This window comes from Enterococcus sp. FZMF, assembly GCF_030263915.1.
GTDB classification, from domain to species: Bacteria; Bacillota; Bacilli; order Lactobacillales; family Enterococcaceae; genus Enterococcus_D; species Enterococcus_D casseliflavus.
Genome location: NZ_CP127160.1, coordinates 940,421 through 958,161 on the forward strand (window position 1 = coordinate 940,421; position 17,741 = coordinate 958,161).

The window sequence follows — 17,741 nt, forward strand, 5'->3', positions numbered from 1 at the left end:
ACAAAACAAAAACCACGCGTAGCTCACGCGTGGTCCCTATCGGTGGTTCATGTCAATTGCCCCAATAAACAAACCGCCCATCAAATACGGTCGCTTCAACAGTCGTTTGAAGCAATTCTTCGGCAGTCAAAGGCAAGATGTTTTGGGACAAAATACAAAGATCGGCTAAACAGCCAACTTCTAATCGCCCGATATCTTGCCGACTCAAGGCTTTAGCGGCGCCTGCGGTGTGGGCATAGAGGGCATCGGCGATGGAGATTTTTTCTTGTGGCATCAATCCGCCTGCTGGCTGGCCGTTTTTTTCCTGCCGAGCAACCGCATAATACAGCGAGTCTAAAGGAGTCACGTCGATCACGACTGGCGTATCAGTCCCAAAAGCCAAGGTTGCGCCTTGCTCTAGAAAGGACTGAAAAGGAAACATTTGACTGGCACGCTGAGGGCCTACTTCTTCATCGAGGGTCTCATAACCGACTAATAAATGGCTAGGCTGTACGGAGAGTACTAGTTGTTCTTGGCGAACTAGTGGCAGATCAGCGGCATCCATCACTTCCAAGTGTTCCAAAGTATTGGCTTTGCCTTTAGAAAGCGGGTGAGCAGCAGCACTTTCTTGATAAAAGAGGAGTGCTTGTCGAATCGCTTCATCACCGATGGTATGGATGCGCATCGGCCAGTCTTGCTGGTTGGCTTGTAAAATAAAGCGGCGCATCCGTTGAACATCGATCAAGGGCATCCCGACATCACCAGCAAAATACGGTGTTTCATATTCCCTTTTTAAAAAAGCCGTGTGCGTACTCGTCACGCCATCAAAAAATTGTTTGACACCGCCCATTTGTACTTTTTCGGAGCGATAAGTACGGTAAGTTTCTTTCAGTTGCGTGATGTCTTCTCGCATGGCTGGATAAAAGACAGTGCGCAAGGTCGCTTCTGCTTCTGTTTGCCGATAAAGAGTGGGGTAAACCAAATCGTCCCAGCTTTCTCCTGTCAAGGCAACATCACCGATCGTCGTAATGCCGTATTGATTGAGCTGCTTCATATAGGTCAGAAAGGCAGCAGGGCTTTGTGCCTGAAATGACTGTAAGACCTTTGCTAAATAATGAATGGCGATCGCTTCTAAAAAGCAGCCGCTTAATTGTCCGCTGTTTTCGTCAAGCAGTGCCTCCCCGCTGATCCCTGCTGGTAAGTTCTCAGGTGTGATCCCTAAAGCAGCGATCCCTTGGCTATTCAACCAAATACTGTGGGCATCACCGGAAATTAGCATGACAGGCGTGTCTGCACAATAGTTGTCGATCGAATCTTTCGTCGGGTAGACTTGCTGACCGAAATCACTGCTGAACCAGCCGATGCCGATTTTCCATCCATGGGTGATGGGCAAGGCGGGCACTTGCTGGGCAACGGCTTCTTCTGTCACTCCCGTAAGATGGGTCAGTGCCCCTTGATGGAGTAATGCGGAAAGATAAAAATGAACATGAGCATCAATAAAGCCTGGGATGATCATTTGTTCTTTGAGATCAATGACCTGGGTGTCTTCAGCAAGTGTTGGCAGCGCTGAAAGAGGACCTACAGCCGTGATTTTCTGGTCTTCTATCAGGAGAAAGCCCGCAAAAGTCGTTTTCGTTTTGGAATCAAAGATGTGTTCAGATTTTAGTAATAGTGACAATTATAATCCCAACTTCCATTCAAGGAAAAGGTCGTTGTAAAGCTCAACCGCTTCTTTTCCTAAGTATTCATAATGTTCCATTTGTTCCATCGCACTTGGCTCAGGGTAGAAAGCCTTGTCAGCAGTCAGTTCTGCTGGCAGCATGGCTTTGGCCGATTCACTCGGCGTGGCGTAGCCCACGTATTCGGCATTTTGTGCGGCATTTTCTGGTCGTAGCATAAAATTGATGAAGGCGTAGGCTCCCTCAAGATTGCCAACGGTTTTCGGGATCGCAAAATTGTCTGTCCAAATCGCACCGCCATCATTGGGAACGATATAGGTGACGGCAGGATTTTCCGCCATCACATAAGCGGCATCGCCCGAATACCCGATTCCTAAAGGGGCATCGTTGTTGATCATCAAGGTTTTGATCTCGTCGGTCAAAACTGCTTTGACGTTGGGACGGATACTTTCCAGCTTCTTCAAGGCTTTGGCGACCTTGGTCGGGTCTTTTTCATTTTGGGAAAGACCGAGCGTCTGTAACGCGATTCCTAAGGTTTCGCGAGCACCATCCACCATCAATACATCATTTTTAAATGCAGGGTCCCATAAATCACTCCAGCCATGGATCGAAGAAACATCAACTTCTTCAGTATTTGCCATGATTCCGATCGTGCCCCAAAAATAGGGGATTGAGTAGGTATTGTCAGGATCAAAGGCTTGATCCATCAAAAAAGGCGACAGATCTTCCGTTCCCGTCAATTTCTGATGGTCTAAAGGCACTAACAATCCTTCTTCGATCATTTTCGGAATGATCGATTCGCTAGGGAAAACCAAATCATAGCGCGAGCCGCCTTGTTTGATTTTCGTTTCCATCGCTTCGTTGGAGTCAAATGTATTATAAATCACTGAGTAACCAGTCTCAGTTTCGAATGTTTTGATCAATTCGGGGTCAATATATTCGCCCCAATTGTAAATAATCACTGTATTTTTGTCGGACGACGTTGCTGCCCCCGATTCTTTCGTTAACACCGAAGCACCTAAAAACAGCAACGCGGTGATGCCGATCACACCGCCAAAAAATACCCACAACCTTTTCAATTCATCAATTCCTTCTTTCTCTACAATTTCGTATTTCTTGAGTAGCGTAATTGATTTTTAAAGAAAAGGCAATAAAAAAATGAAGAAAAAATAAACCCGTTTCTTTCAAGGCTTTGAAGGAGGAACGGCCAGGTGGCTGGGGCAGTTTCCAAACATATCATTTGTCAAATTCCCTCCTTTTGCCTAAGCTAGGGAAGTGAGAAATCAAGGGATGGAAAAACAGGAACCTCTCTTTGATGAAGAATGAATGTAAGGAGTGAAGCATCAATGGAAACACGTGCTGTCGTTATTGAAGCCTATGGTGGAAAAGACCAATTAAAAGAAGCAACGGTCCAATTACCAGAATTAAAAGCAAATCAATTATTAGTCAAAGTTGCCGCAACATCCATCAACCCGATCGATTGGAAATTAAGAGAAGGCTATTTAAAACAAATGTTTCCGTGGGACTTCCCAATTATTTTAGGCTGGGATGTCGCAGGGGATATCGTAGAAATAGGTGCTGACGTGACAGAATTCAAAGTTGGTGATGCGATCTATGCCCGCCCTGAAACGACTCGTTTTGGGACGTATGCTGATTACGCCATCGTGGATGCTGAGTTAGCAGCGATCAAACCAGAAAACCAAAACTACGCAGAAGCAGCTGCAGTGCCATTAGCTGGTTTGACTGCTTACCAAGCGTTGTTTGAACACGGTCGTTTAAAAGAAGGGGAAAAAGTCTTGATCCATGCCGGAGCAGGCGGAGTTGGTACCTATGCGATCCAACTAGCAAAAGCAGCTGGCGCTTACGTCATCACGACGGCTAGTCCTCGTAACCATGAGTTATTGCAAAAACTTGGTGCCGATGAGATCATCGATTACCATACGACAGATTTTGAAGAAGTCTTGCAAGACATCGATTTGGTCTTTGATACGATGGGGGGCGACACCCAGAAGAAAAGTTTCACTGTCTTAAAACCTAAGGGCCGTCTGATCTCAATTTTGAGTATTGAAGACGAAGACTTGGCAAAAGAAAAAGACATCTTCGCCAAAGCAATTTGGTTACGAACCAACGGCAAACAATTGGCAGAATTGACAGAGCTGATCGAAGCAGAAAAAGTCAACAGTGTCATCGGTGCAACCTTCCCATTGACGGCACAAGGAATTTACGATGCCCACGCATTGAGTGAGACACACCATGCAGTCGGCAAGATCGTTATTGAAAATCAAGACAATTTCATCAGCCAGGACGCAGAATAAAGGAGGCTGAACCGATGCGCTTATGGCATGAAGCGCTGATACCTGCTTTGCCTCGGCAGCAGCTGTTAGGCCAGCATCGTGAAGCAGCAGCCTTACGGGGGCTAGGCTGGGGTAAGAAGCACGCAACCGTCGATTACGTTTTTACCCATCCGCCCTATAAATTGTTTCAATACCATCAGTTAGTGCTGGATGAAATGACCTATCGAGGCTATCGGCCAGCACCTGAATGGTACGATCCAGCGTATCGTGGCAAAAATCTGCCGCTGGAACCCTCCGTTCAAGCTGTTCCTTTGACTACGCCGATCTATCCAGAACATGATGAAGCATACTTGGAAGAATGCTTAGTGAATCTCCATAGTAAAGGGATCTATCTTTAAAGACCAAACACTTTCCTGAATTTTTGTTCGGGAAAGTGTTTTTTTGCTTTAAAATTGGCAACTTACAAAAAGTAAGCATATTGTTCGCAACTTTTTTTGTTCCTTGTTATAGTGAGAACAGAGAATCAGTAATGAGAAATGAGGAAAAGAAAATGACCATCAATCACAGAAATCTTGAATTTGGGTTAGATACGTTTGGCGATCTAGCCTTTGATGATACAACGAAAGAACGGATCAGTTATAGCGAATCGTTGCGCAATATCGTGGCAGAAGGGAAATTAGCCGATGAAGTCGGCATCGATGTCATTGCCTTAGGGGAGCACCATCGGGAAGAATATTCGATCTCAAGTCCTGATACGGTACTAGCGGCTTTAGCGATGGTTACCAATACCATCAAATTAGGTACCGGTGTAACTGTCTTGAGTTCGGATGATCCCGTGCGGGTCTACGAACGGTTTGCGACCGTTGACGCGTTGTCGAACGGTCGTGCACAAATCATGCTGGGACGAGGATCTTTTACTGAATCATTCCCTCTATTCGGCTATGACTTGCAAGATTATGAAGAACTATTTGAAGAAAAAACAGCGATGTTTAGTGAACTGAGAAAAGGCAAACCATTAACTTGGGAAGGCAAGTTCACGCAATCCTTAAAAAATGCCGACGTTTTTCCAAAAATCGAGGGACACCAATTAGATACCTATGTAGGTGTCGGTGGAACCCCTGAATCGATCATTCGTGCCGTCCGTTATGGGTTTCCCGTTATGTTAGCGATCATCGGTGGCGAGCCTGCTCGTTTTGCGCCCTATGTTGATCTGTATAAAAAGGCAGCGCAGCAATTGGGGCAACCGATTTTGCCAATCGGCATGCACTCCCATGGTGTGATCGCCGACACCGACGAAGAAGCCTATGAAATCGGCTGGAACTACATCAAAAAGAGCATGGACAAAATCGGTCTTGATCGCGGCTGGCCAGCCATGAGCAAAGAGCGCTTTGACTTTGAAGTCGAACATGGATCTTACTATGTAGGCAGTCCAGAAACCGTAGCGCAAAAAATCGCCCGTATGATGCCGCAAGTCGGTGTAGAACGCTTTGATCTGGTTTACGGTACTGGCGGACAGCTGCAAAAAGACATTTTCAAAACGATTGAATTGTATGGAACCAAAGTGATTCCACGGGTGAAAGAATTGTTGGCAGCAGGTGATAGCAATGCCTAAAACCATCGGTATTTTAGGCGCAGGCAAGTTAGGCTTAGCACTCGCAAATCTTGGTGCCCAGGCGGGCTATCGGGTCTTGATCGCCAGTACGAAGCCAGCAGAAAAAATCGCCTTGTCCGTTTCTGTGTTGGCTCCGGGAGCGATCGCAAAAAATGCCGTTGAGGTGATGACAGAAGCCCAAACGATCCTTTTGGCAATCCCATTGAGTAAGTACCAACAGCTGCCAGCAGAAGCTTTGGCTGGCAAGCTAGTGATCGATGCCATGAATTATTGGTGGGAAGTCGATGGCAAAGAAATAGAATACTCATCCATCGAGCAGACTTCTTCGGAACGTGTGCAACGCTATTTTTCCCAAAGTAAAGTAGTCAAAGGATTCAATCATATGGGGTACCACGATATCCAAGAGGAATCCTTGCTGACGAGAACGGCTGCTCAAGGAACTGCCAAAAAAGCCATCGCCATTGCTGGTGATGACCAAACCGCCCTCGATCAGATAGCAGAAATCGTTGCTGCCTTCGGCTTTGATCCCTTTCCTATCGGTGCTTTAGCTAATGGCATCATGTTAGAACCCGGCAGTCCTTTCTTTGGTGCCAATCAAACCAAAGAGGGATTGACGGCATTGATGAAGGCGTTTTGGAGCAGTGAGAAAGGGCAAGCGTTTCTGGCGCGTCCTTCCGCTGTGAGTAACAAGCAGCAGGTTCCTCAGTAAAAGAGCCGGCTCCACGTACGGCTGGATACGATAAAAACAACCCTCTTCTCAAAAAAAGAAGAGGGTTTTTCCCATCCAGTCAAATCAGCACGTGGTCGCTAAAAAATACAATGTGATTGTTACGATTGTGATTCGTAAGCAGTGGTTGTTACGTTTACGTCTCTGCCAGACGTTCCATAGTGTACATATTAGCCTGTACCTGCTTTGTGCTCGCCTTTGACACCCACCCATGTTTGTTAAAGAACGACTAGCCAGTTGGTTTGTTGGATCTTTCCATCTAATTCTCGCAGCTGTTTGGCGGTCGTATTCAATTGCTCCGTTAGCGTTTTTGTATCGATCGTGCGCACCAGTCGAATTTCGTTGCGACCCATTCGGGGAGCTGCTTTGGTTTCATCCAGTGCTTGCGTAAGCAGTGCATGCTTGCGGCGCAGCTGTTCTCGCTGTTCTAGTGCTTCCATCAGCAATAACGCACTATCTGCTAAAGAGGCAGTCGCATTTTTCCGATTGATGGCTACGACTAATTCTGAATACTGTTGATTGATCTCATCGTATTCCTTGAACAATTCTGTGATACTACGATCCAAGGTATCGCCTTCTTGGACTAACACACTGCTAGAGATTTCGTTGCGCAATTGAAACAGACGATTGTTCAAATCTCGTCTTAAAAGTAACGCTTCTGCTAATTTCATTTTGGCACACTCCTTTTTACAAATGAGAAGGCTTATCTAGTTCTTATCCTAGAGAAGAACGTGACGAAAGGCAAGCAAGACGCAAAACAAGCTCTGATAGAAAAATCATAAAAAACTGAATATTCGCAATTCTTGTTGACTTCCAAAAACACCAATAGTATACTTTAAAACAATCATGAAATAGACAAAAAAACGTCATTTACCTGTTTTTTAGATAAAAAGAAAGACGATGAAGAGAAGAGTAGCTTTGGAATCTGTTAGAAGAGAACCCGGATGGTGAGAAAGGGCAGCAGAAAAAAAGTGAAGATGAGCTCTGAGTGATCTGATTTGTTCACGCAAATCAGACGGAAAGCAGCCGTTACCGTGCCAAGTATCTTAGCGTACTGTTGAGGTGCCATTTGTGAGAATGGTGCGAAAAAGGGTGGTAACACGAAAATCTCGTCCCTTTGTTTGTCAAAGTTGATAAGCAAAGGGATGAGGTTTTTTCTTTTTATCGTTGAATGCGTTTTTTGCTGTCATGAAAAACACTTGCGTTGGTTGCGCAATCACATAGGAGGAAGAATGAAAATGATCTGGAAGAAGCGTTTATTGGTTGCAGCAGGAGTGATTGGGTTGACCCTTTCTGGCTGCACGACAACAGGAAATACCGAGGGATCAGAGGCTGAAACTAACGGTGCGCCGAATCAAGCGATTGCGGTGAGTCTACCAGCTGAGCTGACGACTCTCGATACGACCCAAACGACGGATAAAGCAACGTTTACCATCGTACAACATTTATTCGAAGGGCTCTACCGTTTCGATGAAAACAGTGAACCAGTTCCAGGCTTGGCAGAAGGAGTCGAAATCAGTGAAGATGGCAAAACCTATACCTTTACTTTGCGAGACGATGCGAAGTGGAGCAATGGCGAAGCGATCACTTCTGCTGACTTTGCTTATGCGTGGAAAAAGTTAGTTGATCCAGCAACGATGGGACCAAACGCCTATTTGTTGGATAATGTAGTCAATAGTAAAGACATTCGTGAAGGCAATGCAGACGTAGAAACGATTGGTCTGGAAACCCCAGATGACGCGACCTTTATCGTACAGTTGGAGCAGCCGCAGCCTTCGTTTTTATCCTTGATTTCCATCGGCTGGTTGGCACCGCAAAATCAAGCCTTTGTTGAAGAAAAAGGCGAGACCTATGCCCGGACAAGTGAAGATTTGTTGTATTCTGGTCCCTTTACTTTAACCGATTGGCAACAGACAGGAGACGAGTGGACGCTAGTGAAAAACGACCAATACTACGATGCTGATGTCGTTCAATTGGAGGAAATCAAAGGCTCCACCATCAAAGAAGAAAATACGGGGATCCAATTGTTTGAAAGCGGCGACCTTGATTTGCAAAAAATCAGCGGGATCTACGTCCAACAATACGGGGACAATGAAGAACTAGTTACGCAAAACGATGTGGCGAACTTTTTCTTAGACTTCAATAAAACCGCCAACGATGCCTTAGCAAATGTTCATGTGCGTAAAGCAATCGCGTTGGCGATCGACAAAGAAAGTCTCGTGGATAATGTGTTGAACGATGGAGCGAAAGTTTTAAATGGATTGATCCCTACTGGCTTAGCTGCGAATCCAAATACTGGCGAAGATTTTCGAGCATATAGCGGTGATTATAATCTGTATGATTTAGAGGCTGCCAAGGAAGAGTGGGAAAAAGCCCAAGCGGAAATTGGTGAAAGTACGACGCTGCGTTTATTAGTGACAGATGATGACAATGGTCAAAAAATCGGGGAGTACTTGCAAAGCCAACTGCAAGAAAACTTGCCAGGCTTGTCGATCTCCATCAACAAACAGCCACGTGCCAGCTTAAATCAATCAAGAGCAAATAGTGATTATGAGCTTTCCGTTTCTGGCTGGATCGCTGGAAGCAGTGACATGGATATGTTCTTTATCTTATACAAAAACGGCGCTTCCTTTAATTACGGCGGCTATGTCAATGAAGAATATACGGCGTTGACGGAAGATGCGCGCACCGTTCATGCCAATGACCCCGATCAATATTTTGAAGATTACAAAGCGGCAGAAGAAATTTTGTTGGAACAAGATGCTGCGCAAGTCCCTCTTTACCAAAGTGCTTCAAATTATTTGATCAAATCAAATGTTAAAGACATCCAATTCCCAGCTTATGGTGCGCATTTCTTTTTCCGCACCGCCTATGTTAGTGAATAAGGGGAAAAATAGTTGAATGAAACGCGCATGTTTATTCGATGAACATGCGCGTTTTGCAACAAAAAAAGCAGTTCAGAAAGCTGAACTGCTAAATGCGGAAGATGGGAGTTGAACCCACACGAGATAAACTCACACGCGCCTGAAGCGTGCGCGTCTGCCATTCCGCCACTTCCGCATAAGATAAAGATAATCCTTTCTAGGAAGAAAATCAAGTCCAATCTCACAAAAAGGAGCCCGCCAGCGGGGACTGGCGGGAAGGAGTAAAAATGAAAAAGTGTTAGGGTTGTTCGTTGGTATGCATTTATAATAGCGGGAAAATGTGAAAAAAAGTTGACGAATCAAACAGAATTCTGAGAAGAAATCGCCAAGAAAAAGTGAAACCATCTAGAACAGTCAGAAGGCAAAAAGGAGCCCGCCAGCGGGGACTGGCGGGAAGGAGTAAAAATGAAAAAGTGTTAGGGTTGTTTGTTGGTATGTATTTATAATAGCGGGAAAATGTGAAAAAAAGTTGACGAATCAAACAGAATTCTGAGAAGAAATCGCCAAGAAAAAGTGAAACCATCTAAAACGGTCAGAAGGCAAAAAGGAGCCCGCCAGCGGGGACTGGCGGGAAGGAGTAAAAAATGAAAAAGTGTTAGGGTTGTTTGTTGGTATACAGGTATCATACCGAGAAAATATGAAGAATTTTCGAGTGAAATTTAGAAATTGCGTGAATCTTTTGACAAATTATGGCTTCTGTTTGAATTTTTTCTTAAAAGAGAATTGACAAAAGGCACAAGCTTTGATAATTTTAATGAAACAAAATGCAAACGCGATGAAAAAGAAAGTAGAATCACGGGCGTTGTCTAGCAGAGAGTTCCAGCAGGTGAGAAGGAACGACAACAAATGATTTGAAAATGACTTTGGAGCGGATTTTCTGACTAATTAGGAAAATACGGTTGCCCCGTTAACAAGCGACAGTCTCCGAGTGTTTTCGGGTACTGAATGAGGTGAGGCCTGTGAAGGTTTTACAGATTAAGGTGGTACCGCAGGTGATGCCCTTAGCTTTGGCTAAGGGCTTTTTTTGTGTCTGTAGGGTCAGCTGTTTCATGCGAAGGTTTTGTTGAAAAGGAGAAAGGTTGTTGGGAGGAGAGAAAATGCACAAATTAGTGGTTCAAACCGATTTTGGTTTGCAAGATGGAGCGGTCAATGCGATGTACGGGGTAGCCTATCAAGTGGCACCAGAGCTGGTCATTGCGGATTTGACTCATGAGATCGAGCCATACAACATTCATGACGCCAGCTATCGCCTGCTACAAAGCGTCACCTATTGGCCAGCAGGAACCGTCTTTGTTTCAGTGGTCGATCCTGGCGTAGGGTCTGATCGACGAAGTGTGGTTGCCAAGCTGGCGACCGGGCAGTTGGTTTTGACACCAGATAACGGCACCCTGACCTATTTAGCGACTTATATCGGAATCGCTGAACTTCGGGTGATCAATGAGGCAACTGAGCGCTTGGCAGGATCAGCCGAAAGCCATACGTTTCATGGTCGGGATGTTTATATGTATAATGCCGCTCGGCTCGCCAGCGGCGCCATCAGCTTTGAAGAGCTAGGAACACCTGAACCTAAAGAAGCGATCCAAGTTTTTGCCATTGAAAAGCCAAGCCAAACAGCTGAAACGATCACAGGGACGATCGATATTCTCGATATCCGCTTTGGTTCGTTGTGGACGAATATTCCCCACACGTTCTTTAAGCAATGGCAGGTCCAATACAATGAGTCGCTGCTCGTCAGTATCTACTACCAAGATACCCTGCGTTATCAAGAAGAAGTGCGTTTCGGACGCTCCTTTGCGCAAGTGGCAGAACAAGAACCCGTCTTATATGTCAATTCCTTGCTGAATATCGGTTTAGGGCTCAACTTGGCTTCATTTGCTGAAACCTATAAAATAGGGACTGGCACGAATTGGAAAATTACCCTTAAAAAAAGGAGAAATGAAAAATGAATCAATCAAAATTTACAGTAAAACACATTGTTGCAATCGGTATCGGTGCTGCGGTCTTTTTCGTCTTAAAACGTTTCGTCACGATTCCGACGGGTTTCCCAAATACAGATATCGCCACAGCCTATCCTTTCTTGGCGCTATTAGGCGTTGTCTACGGTCCGATCGTGGCTGGTTTAGCAGGTTTTATCGGTCATGCTCTAGGAGATTTAACGACTTATGGTCCATGGTGGTCTTGGATCGCCGCCTCTGGGATCTTAGGGGTGTTCTTTGGACTTTTGACTCGTTGGATTCCAATCCAGCAAGGAACCTTTGGCGCTAAAGAAATTCGGACCTTCTTGATCGGTGAAACGATCGCAAATTTGGTCGTCTGGGTGATCATTGCCCCGATCGGGGATATTTTGATCTATGGCGAACCAGCGAACAAAGTCTTTACGCAAGGAGTCATTGCGGGATTGACCAATGCAGTCGTAACTGGGATAATCGGAGTGATCCTGCTAAAAGCCTATGCCCAAACCAAAACCAAAAAAGGCAGCTTGAGTAAGGAATCCTAACCAAAGAAATGTGTGAAGGCTAAAAATGAAACAAAAAATCATTCAATTTACGAATTTTTCTTTCCAATATGATGCACAAGCGGAACCGACCTTGAAAAACATCGATCTAACGATCTATGAAGGAGAAAAAGTCCTGATCGTCGGTGCCAGCGGTTCTGGCAAAAGTACATTAGGAAAATGTTTGAACGGTTTGATCCCGCAAAACGACAAAGGCAGTAGTACTGGAGAATTGACAATCGGTACCAATGCCTTTGGGCAAGCTTCCATCTATGAGCTGTCTTTGACCGTCGGCACGGTGCTGCAAGACACCGATAGCCAATTTGTAGGCTTGACCGTAGCAGAAGATATCGTGTTTTCATTGGAAAACGATCAGCGCAGTCAAGCAGTGATGCAAGAGGCGCTGCGTTTTTGGGCAGAAAAGACTGACTTAATGGATCATTTGGCGAAAAAACCGCAGGAATTATCGGGTGGCCAAAAGCAACGTGTTTCAATGGCAGGTGTTTTGATCGATGAAACACCGATTCTACTGTTTGATGAGCCGCTAGCCAACTTGGATCCGCAAACAGGTGTGGAAGCCATCAAAATGATCGACCAGCTGTATCAAGAGAAGCGTTTTACCACCATCATCATTGAACATCGCTTAGAAGAAGTGTTAGCCGCAGCTGTCGATCGCATCATCGTGATGGAAGAAGGCCGCATCCTTGCCGACAGTACACCGAATGAACTATTAAAAACGGATATGCTGCAGCAAGTCGGCATTCGTGAACCGCTGTATTTAGCTGCTTTAAAAAAAGCGGGGGTTCCCGTGACCGACGCTGCTGATTTGGTCGCGGTAGAAGCATTTGCATCACCTGAGATTGCCGAAAAACTGACTCAGTTTCAAGAAAAATTTCCGAAACCGGCGCTTCCTAGCCACCAGCCGCCGTTGTTGGAAGCGAAGAATCTATCGTTTTCCTACCAAGTGGGCAAACCCATTTTGCAAGCACTGGATTTTACCATCCATCAAGGAGAAATGATTAGTTTGGTCGGGCATAATGGCGCAGGAAAATCGACCTTGTCCCATTTGATTACCGGCTTTTTTAACTCCGACTTCTGGCAAGTTGCTTTGGCAAGGAACGAACATGGGCAATGATTCCATCAAAGAACGAGCGCAAAAAATCGGGTATGTGTTGCAAAACAGCAATCAAATGCTGTCAAAAAACTTCCTGTTTGACGAAGTTGCCTTAGGCTTGCGCAACCGAAACGTTCCAGAGGCTGAAATTACAGAAAAAGTTCATCAGACCTTGAAAATTTGTGGTCTTTATCCGTTTCGTTCATGGCCATTGTCGGCACTAAGTCATGGGCAAAAACGCCGAGCCGCCATTGCAGCGATCCTCGTCTTAGATCCTGAACTCATTTTATTGGATGAGCCGACAGCGGGACAAGACTATCGCCATTACACCGAAATGATGCAATTTTTACAGGAGTTGAACCAGCGGGGATTAACGATCGTTATGATCACCCACGATATGCATTTGATGTTGGAGTATACACAGCGGACGATCGTTTTGACAAAAGGAACGATTTTGCTGGACGCTCCGCCAGAAGTTGTCTTAGCAGACAAACAAGTGGTGAGTGCCGCAAACCTCAAAGAAACCAGCTTGTATACACTGGCGACCCTTAACCAGCTGACAGATCCCGCCGCTTTTACTGCCGCCTTCATTGCCAGCGAGAAGGAGGGACACGATGGAGAGTAATCTAATCGGCTATCTTGACCGCAAAACGTGGATTCACCAATTAAGCGGTGCTGCAAAACTGATTTGTTTTTTGCTGCTATCCGTCATCGGGATGATTTCTTATGATACGCGCTTTCTCATTGGACTGGCATTGTTTTCGGTCTTTCTATTTGCCAGTGCTGGAATTCGCTACCGAGATATCGCTTTTGTATTAAAATTTATCATCTTCTTTTCGCTTTTGAATTTGGTGGCGGTCTATCTTTTCGCACCAGAATACGGGGTGGAGATCTACGGTACGCGCCACGTGATTTTCGAAGGGATCGGTCGGTATACATTGACCCAAGAGCAAGTGTTTTATGAGTTGAATCTATTGATCAAATATTTTGTCACGATTCCGCCAGGATTGATTTTCCTGTTTACCACCAATCCTAGTGAGTTAGCGTCCAGCATCAACCGCATCGGGATTTCCTACAAGATCGCCTATGCAGTCGCACTGGCTTTGCGTTACATTCCCGATATTCAAGATGATTTTCGGACCATTGCCAAAGCGCAGCAAGCACGGGGCGTGGAGCTTTCTAAAAAAGCACCTTTGCGCAAGCGAGTGGCAGGCAATGTCGCGATCGCGATTCCTTTGATTTTTTCCAGCTTGGAACGGATCGACCATATTTCTGCTGCCATGGAGCTAAGAAGGTTTGGCAAACATAAGCAGCGTACCTGGCTGAAAGCTAAGCCGATCCAAGGCAAAGATCTTTTGGCGATTGCTGTCGTTTGCTTGATCGTGGCGCTCGGATTGTCCTTGATGGTACTTAATGGCGGACGTTTCTACAATCCGTTTCGTTAACAAATCACCCCATGAAAACTAAAAAAACGGACGCATTGTCAATAATGAAAGTGGGACGGATGATTCAGAATTGATTCATCCGTCCCAGAAATGATCGAGCCAAAAAACGCAGGATAGTCAGTCAATTGACTTTAGCGAGTGCTACATTTGCTAAAGTCAGTTGCTGCTAGGTCTGCGTTTTTTTGCCGCAAAAAAAAGGAGCCCGCCAGCGGGGACTGGCGGGATAGGAGTAAAAATGAAAAAGTGTTAGGGTTGTTTGTTGGTATGTATTTATAGTAACGGGAAAATGTGAAAAAAATAGGAAGAGAAAGCAATAGAAGTGTGTCAATCTGTTGATGATTTTCGTAAAACATTCCAGCGGAAGCCTTTTAGATCTTTGATTGACGGAAACGCCAAATAAGGCTACACTGATGGCATCAAAGCAGTACAAGGAGGGGACAGGATGGATGCCATTACGATCAACGGACTAAGCAAACAATACAACAAGAAGTACGCCATCGAGAACGTATCATTGCAAGTGGCAGAAGGAGAGATTTTTGGCTTTATTGGACCAAATGGTGCGGGAAAATCAACGACCATCAAAGTATTGTTGAATTTTATCAAACCAGATGCAGGACAGGCGGCGATTTTTGGACGAGATTGCCAACAAGCAGCCAAAGAGATCAAAACGTTTACTGGGTATGTTTCCAGTGATGTACGGTTTTATTCAAAAATGACGACAGCAGAACTACTGGCATTTACGGCGGATTTTCATCAAGTCAAGCAGCCAAAAAAAGAGATTCAGGAGTTGATGGAGCTTTTTCAAATTGATCCAAACAAATCGATCGCAGAACTTTCTTTAGGGAACAAGAAAAAAGTCGGGCTTGCGAGCGCCTTGATTGCACAACCGAGAATGTTGATTTTAGATGAGCCGACCAATGGCTTAGATCCCTTGATCCAAAAACGGCTGTTTGAAGAGCTCCTTAGAAGAAACAAACAGGGGATGACGATTTTTCTATCTAGCCATGATTTGCATGAAATTCAGACCTATGCCCATCGGACCGCCTTTATTCGTGAAGGACAGATCATCACCGTGAAAGAACTGAGTGAGGAAGAAAATTTCGGCAAAGTTGTAACGCTCACGAATGAGGGTAGCCTCTCATTAGCCGGCTTGGAAAACGTACAGGTTCTTGCTCAGGAATCACACAGCTTGCGTTTTTTCTATCAAGGGGACATGAATCAGCTGGCACATTTTTTAACCAATCCTGCCATTAAAGAGTTCACGATCGAACACCCAACCCTTGAACAGCAATTTATGCTCCTGTATGAAGGAGGTTCTCAAAAATGACTTTAATGAAAATCGATCTTAAAAATACCTTCAAAGGCTGGCTAGTCTGGGCGATCCTTTTTGCAGCAATCATTTTTGCATTTACGGCTATCTATCCTCAAATGATCACGCCAGAAATGAAAACGTCGTTAGACCAGATGTTGGGCTCTTTCAGCCCAGAATTACTAGGCATCTTTAACATCCAACTGACAGGACCCTCAAGCTTGGTTTCCCCGACAGGCTTTTTCGGGTACTACTTTCAATACTTATTTATCGCTGCGTGTATTTATGGGATGCTTTTAGGCTTGAACAGTCTGATCACTGAAGAATCAGAAGGAACGATCGAGTATTTATACGCTCAGCCTATTAGCCGCAGAGAAATCGTTGGGTGGAAGTTCCTCGCTCGATTGTTGTTGCTGACTGGCTTTTGGCTGATTGCTTATGGCAGTAGTCTGGCCTCATTTGCTTTGTTCAAACTACCTGAAGATGACCTGTCCGCTTTTATAGAAGAAATCAGCAAAATCTTCGTTGCCGAGTACGGTGTCTTAGTCTTTTTCCTCTGTCTAGGTTTCTTTTTATCCACGATCTTGCGTTCCAGCAAACAAACCGCCAGCGTCGGCTTAGGCTGCGTGTTCGGTCTGTATTTGCTCGGCATCGTGGGGGAACTCTACGATAAATTGGAATGGCTGGCAGGACTTTCACCTGTGCGGATGGCATTACCCGTCCAACTCATGGATAACGGCGCGACATCAGTCCTTTGGGTACTGCTGATCGGTATCATCTGTTTCTTTGGCACCTTTTCCCGTTATGAGCGTAAAGACTTGCAGGTCTGAGTATATCAATCAAAAGACAAAAAAGAGCCTGTCAGCGGGGACTGACAGGCAAAGGAGTAAAAATGAAAAAGTGTTAGGGTTGTTTGTTGGTATGCTTATATAATAGTCTCGAAATGTGAAAAAAGTATGACGAAGCAGGCACGTTTTTGCGAAAAAATCATTGCGAAAGTTAAGAAAGCGTAAAGCGTCCCTTCACCAAAAGGCTTGAAGGGGCAACAAGAACCTAAAATCACTCCGAAGCAGCAGGCGGTTCATGCTGTTTCGGAGTGATTTTTTAATTGAAGCTACTTGCTCAAGTCAAGGCTATCGACATTAAAGGTGTCGCCATGTGCTAAGTCACCATAACGATAGCCACGGTTAAACCAGTCCACGCGTTGCTGCGATGTGCCGTGCGTAAAACTATCTGGAACAACATAGCCTTGGTATTCTTTTTGCAGCGTATCATCCCCGATGGCATTGGCAGCTGTGATTGCTTCTTGAATGTCGCCAGCTTCTAAGATCGGTTGTCCTTGATAGGTTTCGCCTTGCAAGTATTTCGCAAAAGTACCAGCTAAGTAGTCAGCTTGCAGTTCCAAACGAACGCTGTACTGATTGTATTCCTTTTCTGAAACTTGCTGGCGGATTTTGTCCAATTGTTGGGTGATCCCCAGCTCATTTTGCACATGATGACCGACTTCATGGGCGATGACATAGGCCATTGCGAAGTCGCCGCTTGCGCCATATTTATCGGAAAGCTCATTGGCAAAGCTAAGATCAAGGTACACATTCTCATCTGCTGGGCAATAAAACGGACCAACCTGTGACGTGGCATAGCCGCATGCCGACTGCACGCTTCCCGTAAATAATACGAGTGTCGGGTCTTGATAGGTTTCTTGCCGCTCTTGAAAAACGTCTTGCCAATAATCTTCTAAATAGCCGAATACGACTGCGGAAAACTCTTTTTCCTCCGTGTACTCACTGGTGCCCACATTTTCTGTCTGGTAATTGGCTGCTTGACCGCTGCCACCCAAGACATCCGGCAGCGAATTTAAATCACCACCGCTAAACAGGAAAAATAAAACAGCGATGATCACCGTACCGATCCCGCCACCAGCAGCCAGCATCCCGCCTGAGCCAGATGATCGCCCCGTTCGATCATCGACATTTCTGCTTTGTCTACCCCCACGCCATTTCATGTTATCTCCTCCTATATAAATCCTAGCTTAATTATAAGAGAAAGGCGGCAGATTGTGAAAAAAAGCGCCTTGAAATTGTTATAAAATGCCTGCAGGAGCCTTGAAAATCAAAGTGTACACTCCTTTTAATCATTCTTTAATCTAACAATTAGCCTTCTA

Annotated in this window: 14 protein-coding genes, 1 tRNA gene, 1 pseudogene and 1 other annotated feature; of the genes and pseudogenes, 11 read left to right on the top strand and 5 right to left on the bottom strand. The window is 45.2% G+C overall.

Features of this window, described 5'->3' with window-relative positions; translation table 11 throughout:
• Positions 1-52 precede the first annotated feature (52 nt).
• Positions 53-1,657 carry an amidohydrolase gene (locus tag QN079_RS04550; RefSeq protein WP_289230461.1) on the bottom strand — a complete coding sequence of 535 codons (1,605 nt, stop codon included), beginning with the start codon at positions 1,655-1,657 and terminating at the stop codon, positions 53-55.
• Positions 1,658-2,737: an ABC transporter substrate-binding protein gene (locus tag QN079_RS04555; RefSeq protein WP_115232034.1), complete on the bottom strand. Its 1,080-nt coding sequence runs from the start codon at positions 2,735-2,737 to the stop codon at positions 1,658-1,660.
• A gap of 267 nt (positions 2,738-3,004) precedes the next feature.
• Between QN079_RS04555 and QN079_RS04560 the strand changes: the two genes are divergently transcribed.
• The 4 genes from QN079_RS04560 to QN079_RS04575 all read left to right on the top strand — a co-directional run bounded on the left by QN079_RS04560 (position 3,005) and on the right by QN079_RS04575 (position 6,273).
• A complete protein-coding gene (locus QN079_RS04560; RefSeq protein WP_060791754.1) occupies positions 3,005-3,973 on the top strand; it encodes an NADP-dependent oxidoreductase in 969 nt (322 codons plus the stop codon).
• Positions 3,974-3,987: 14 nt separating this feature from the next.
• Entirely contained in the window at positions 3,988-4,350 is a 363-nt protein-coding gene (locus tag QN079_RS04565; protein WP_010747697.1) for a TIGR02328 family protein, read from the top strand.
• A gap of 152 nt (positions 4,351-4,502) precedes the next feature.
• On the top strand, positions 4,503-5,564 hold the full coding sequence (locus QN079_RS04570; protein ID WP_289230723.1) for an LLM class flavin-dependent oxidoreductase: 1,062 nt from the start codon (positions 4,503-4,505) through the stop codon (positions 5,562-5,564).
• A complete protein-coding gene (locus QN079_RS04575; protein ID WP_289230462.1) occupies positions 5,557-6,273 on the top strand; it encodes an NADPH-dependent F420 reductase in 717 nt (238 codons plus the stop codon). Before QN079_RS04570 ends, QN079_RS04575 begins: the two co-directional genes overlap by 8 nt.
• 236 nt (positions 6,274-6,509) lie before the next feature.
• On the opposite strand, the gene QN079_RS04580 is transcribed toward QN079_RS04575, so the two are convergent.
• On the bottom strand, positions 6,510-6,962 hold the full coding sequence (locus tag QN079_RS04580; protein ID WP_289230463.1) for a DIP1984 family protein: 453 nt from the start codon (positions 6,960-6,962) through the stop codon (positions 6,510-6,512).
• Between the two features lie 561 nt (positions 6,963-7,523).
• Between QN079_RS04580 and QN079_RS04585 the strand changes: the two genes are divergently transcribed.
• The gene (locus QN079_RS04585; protein WP_060791756.1) at positions 7,524-9,176 is read left to right on the top strand and encodes a peptide ABC transporter substrate-binding protein; all 1,653 of its coding nucleotides are present in this window, start codon (positions 7,524-7,526) and stop codon (positions 9,174-9,176) included.
• Between the two features lie 93 nt (positions 9,177-9,269).
• Here QN079_RS04585 and QN079_RS04590 read toward each other — a convergent pair.
• Positions 9,270-9,351: transfer RNA gene (locus tag QN079_RS04590), tRNA-Leu, on the bottom strand.
• Positions 9,352-9,981: 630 nt separating this feature from the next.
• Positions 9,982-10,221: a binding site (T-box leader), on the top strand.
• A gap of 91 nt (positions 10,222-10,312) precedes the next feature.
• Between QN079_RS04590 and QN079_RS04595 the strand changes: the two genes are divergently transcribed.
• The 6 genes and pseudogenes from QN079_RS04595 to QN079_RS04620 all read left to right on the top strand — a co-directional run bounded on the left by QN079_RS04595 (position 10,313) and on the right by QN079_RS04620 (position 16,407).
• Positions 10,313-11,161, top strand: coding sequence for an SAM hydrolase/SAM-dependent halogenase family protein (locus tag QN079_RS04595; RefSeq protein WP_005225399.1), 849 nt, complete (start codon positions 10,313-10,315; stop codon positions 11,159-11,161).
• Complete coding sequence (locus tag QN079_RS04600; RefSeq protein ID WP_005225401.1) at positions 11,158-11,712, top strand: ECF-type riboflavin transporter substrate-binding protein; 555 nt, start codon at positions 11,158-11,160, stop codon at positions 11,710-11,712. Before QN079_RS04595 ends, QN079_RS04600 begins: the two co-directional genes overlap by 4 nt.
• Positions 11,713-11,737: 25 nt before the next feature.
• Positions 11,738-13,448 (top strand): annotated as a pseudogene (locus QN079_RS04605) (ABC transporter ATP-binding protein).
• On the top strand, positions 13,438-14,268 hold the full coding sequence (locus tag QN079_RS04610) for an energy-coupling factor transporter transmembrane component T family protein (RefSeq protein WP_005225404.1): 831 nt from the start codon (positions 13,438-13,440) through the stop codon (positions 14,266-14,268). The pseudogene QN079_RS04605 and the gene QN079_RS04610 overlap by 11 nt, the downstream one beginning before the upstream one ends.
• Positions 14,269-14,710: 442 nt before the next feature.
• Positions 14,711-15,595 (top strand): ABC transporter ATP-binding protein, encoded by an 885-nt coding sequence (locus QN079_RS04615; RefSeq protein WP_081116807.1) that lies wholly within the window; start codon positions 14,711-14,713, stop codon positions 15,593-15,595.
• On the top strand, positions 15,592-16,407 hold the full coding sequence (locus QN079_RS04620) for a DUF2705 family protein (RefSeq protein WP_016610651.1): 816 nt from the start codon (positions 15,592-15,594) through the stop codon (positions 16,405-16,407). Before QN079_RS04615 ends, QN079_RS04620 begins: the two co-directional genes overlap by 4 nt.
• A gap of 284 nt (positions 16,408-16,691) precedes the next feature.
• Here the strand turns inward: QN079_RS04620 and ypfJ are convergent, their stop codons facing one another.
• On the bottom strand, positions 16,692-17,582 hold the full coding sequence (ypfJ, locus tag QN079_RS04625) for a KPN_02809 family neutral zinc metallopeptidase (protein WP_010747705.1): 891 nt from the start codon (positions 17,580-17,582) through the stop codon (positions 16,692-16,694).
• Between the last annotated feature and the right edge of the window lie 159 nt (positions 17,583-17,741).

What these genes read in the sequence shown, in the direction of transcription:
- QN079_RS04560 (WP_060791754.1), top strand. Translation starts at nt 3,005, where the DNA reads ATGGAAACACGTGCTGTCGTTATTGAAGCCTATGGTGGAAAAGACCAA.
- QN079_RS04565 (WP_010747697.1), top strand. Translation starts at nt 3,988, where the DNA reads ATGCGCTTATGGCATGAAGCGCTGATACCTGCTTTGCCTCGGCAGCAG.
- QN079_RS04570 (WP_289230723.1), top strand. Translation starts at nt 4,503, where the DNA reads ATGACCATCAATCACAGAAATCTTGAATTTGGGTTAGATACGTTTGGC.
- QN079_RS04575 (WP_289230462.1), top strand. Translation starts at nt 5,557, where the DNA reads ATGCCTAAAACCATCGGTATTTTAGGCGCAGGCAAGTTAGGCTTAGCA.
- QN079_RS04580 (WP_289230463.1), bottom strand. Translation starts at nt 6,962, where the DNA reads ATGAAATTAGCAGAAGCGTTACTTTTAAGACGAGATTTGAACAATCGT.
- QN079_RS04585 (WP_060791756.1), top strand. Translation starts at nt 7,524, where the DNA reads ATGAAAATGATCTGGAAGAAGCGTTTATTGGTTGCAGCAGGAGTGATT.
- QN079_RS04595 (WP_005225399.1), top strand. Translation starts at nt 10,313, where the DNA reads ATGCACAAATTAGTGGTTCAAACCGATTTTGGTTTGCAAGATGGAGCG.
- QN079_RS04600 (WP_005225401.1), top strand. Translation starts at nt 11,158, where the DNA reads ATGAATCAATCAAAATTTACAGTAAAACACATTGTTGCAATCGGTATC.
- QN079_RS04610 (WP_005225404.1), top strand. Translation starts at nt 13,438, where the DNA reads ATGGAGAGTAATCTAATCGGCTATCTTGACCGCAAAACGTGGATTCAC.
- QN079_RS04615 (WP_081116807.1), top strand. Translation starts at nt 14,711, where the DNA reads ATGGATGCCATTACGATCAACGGACTAAGCAAACAATACAACAAGAAG.
- QN079_RS04620 (WP_016610651.1), top strand. Translation starts at nt 15,592, where the DNA reads ATGACTTTAATGAAAATCGATCTTAAAAATACCTTCAAAGGCTGGCTA.
- ypfJ (WP_010747705.1), bottom strand. Translation starts at nt 17,582, where the DNA reads ATGAAATGGCGTGGGGGTAGACAAAGCAGAAATGTCGATGATCGAACG.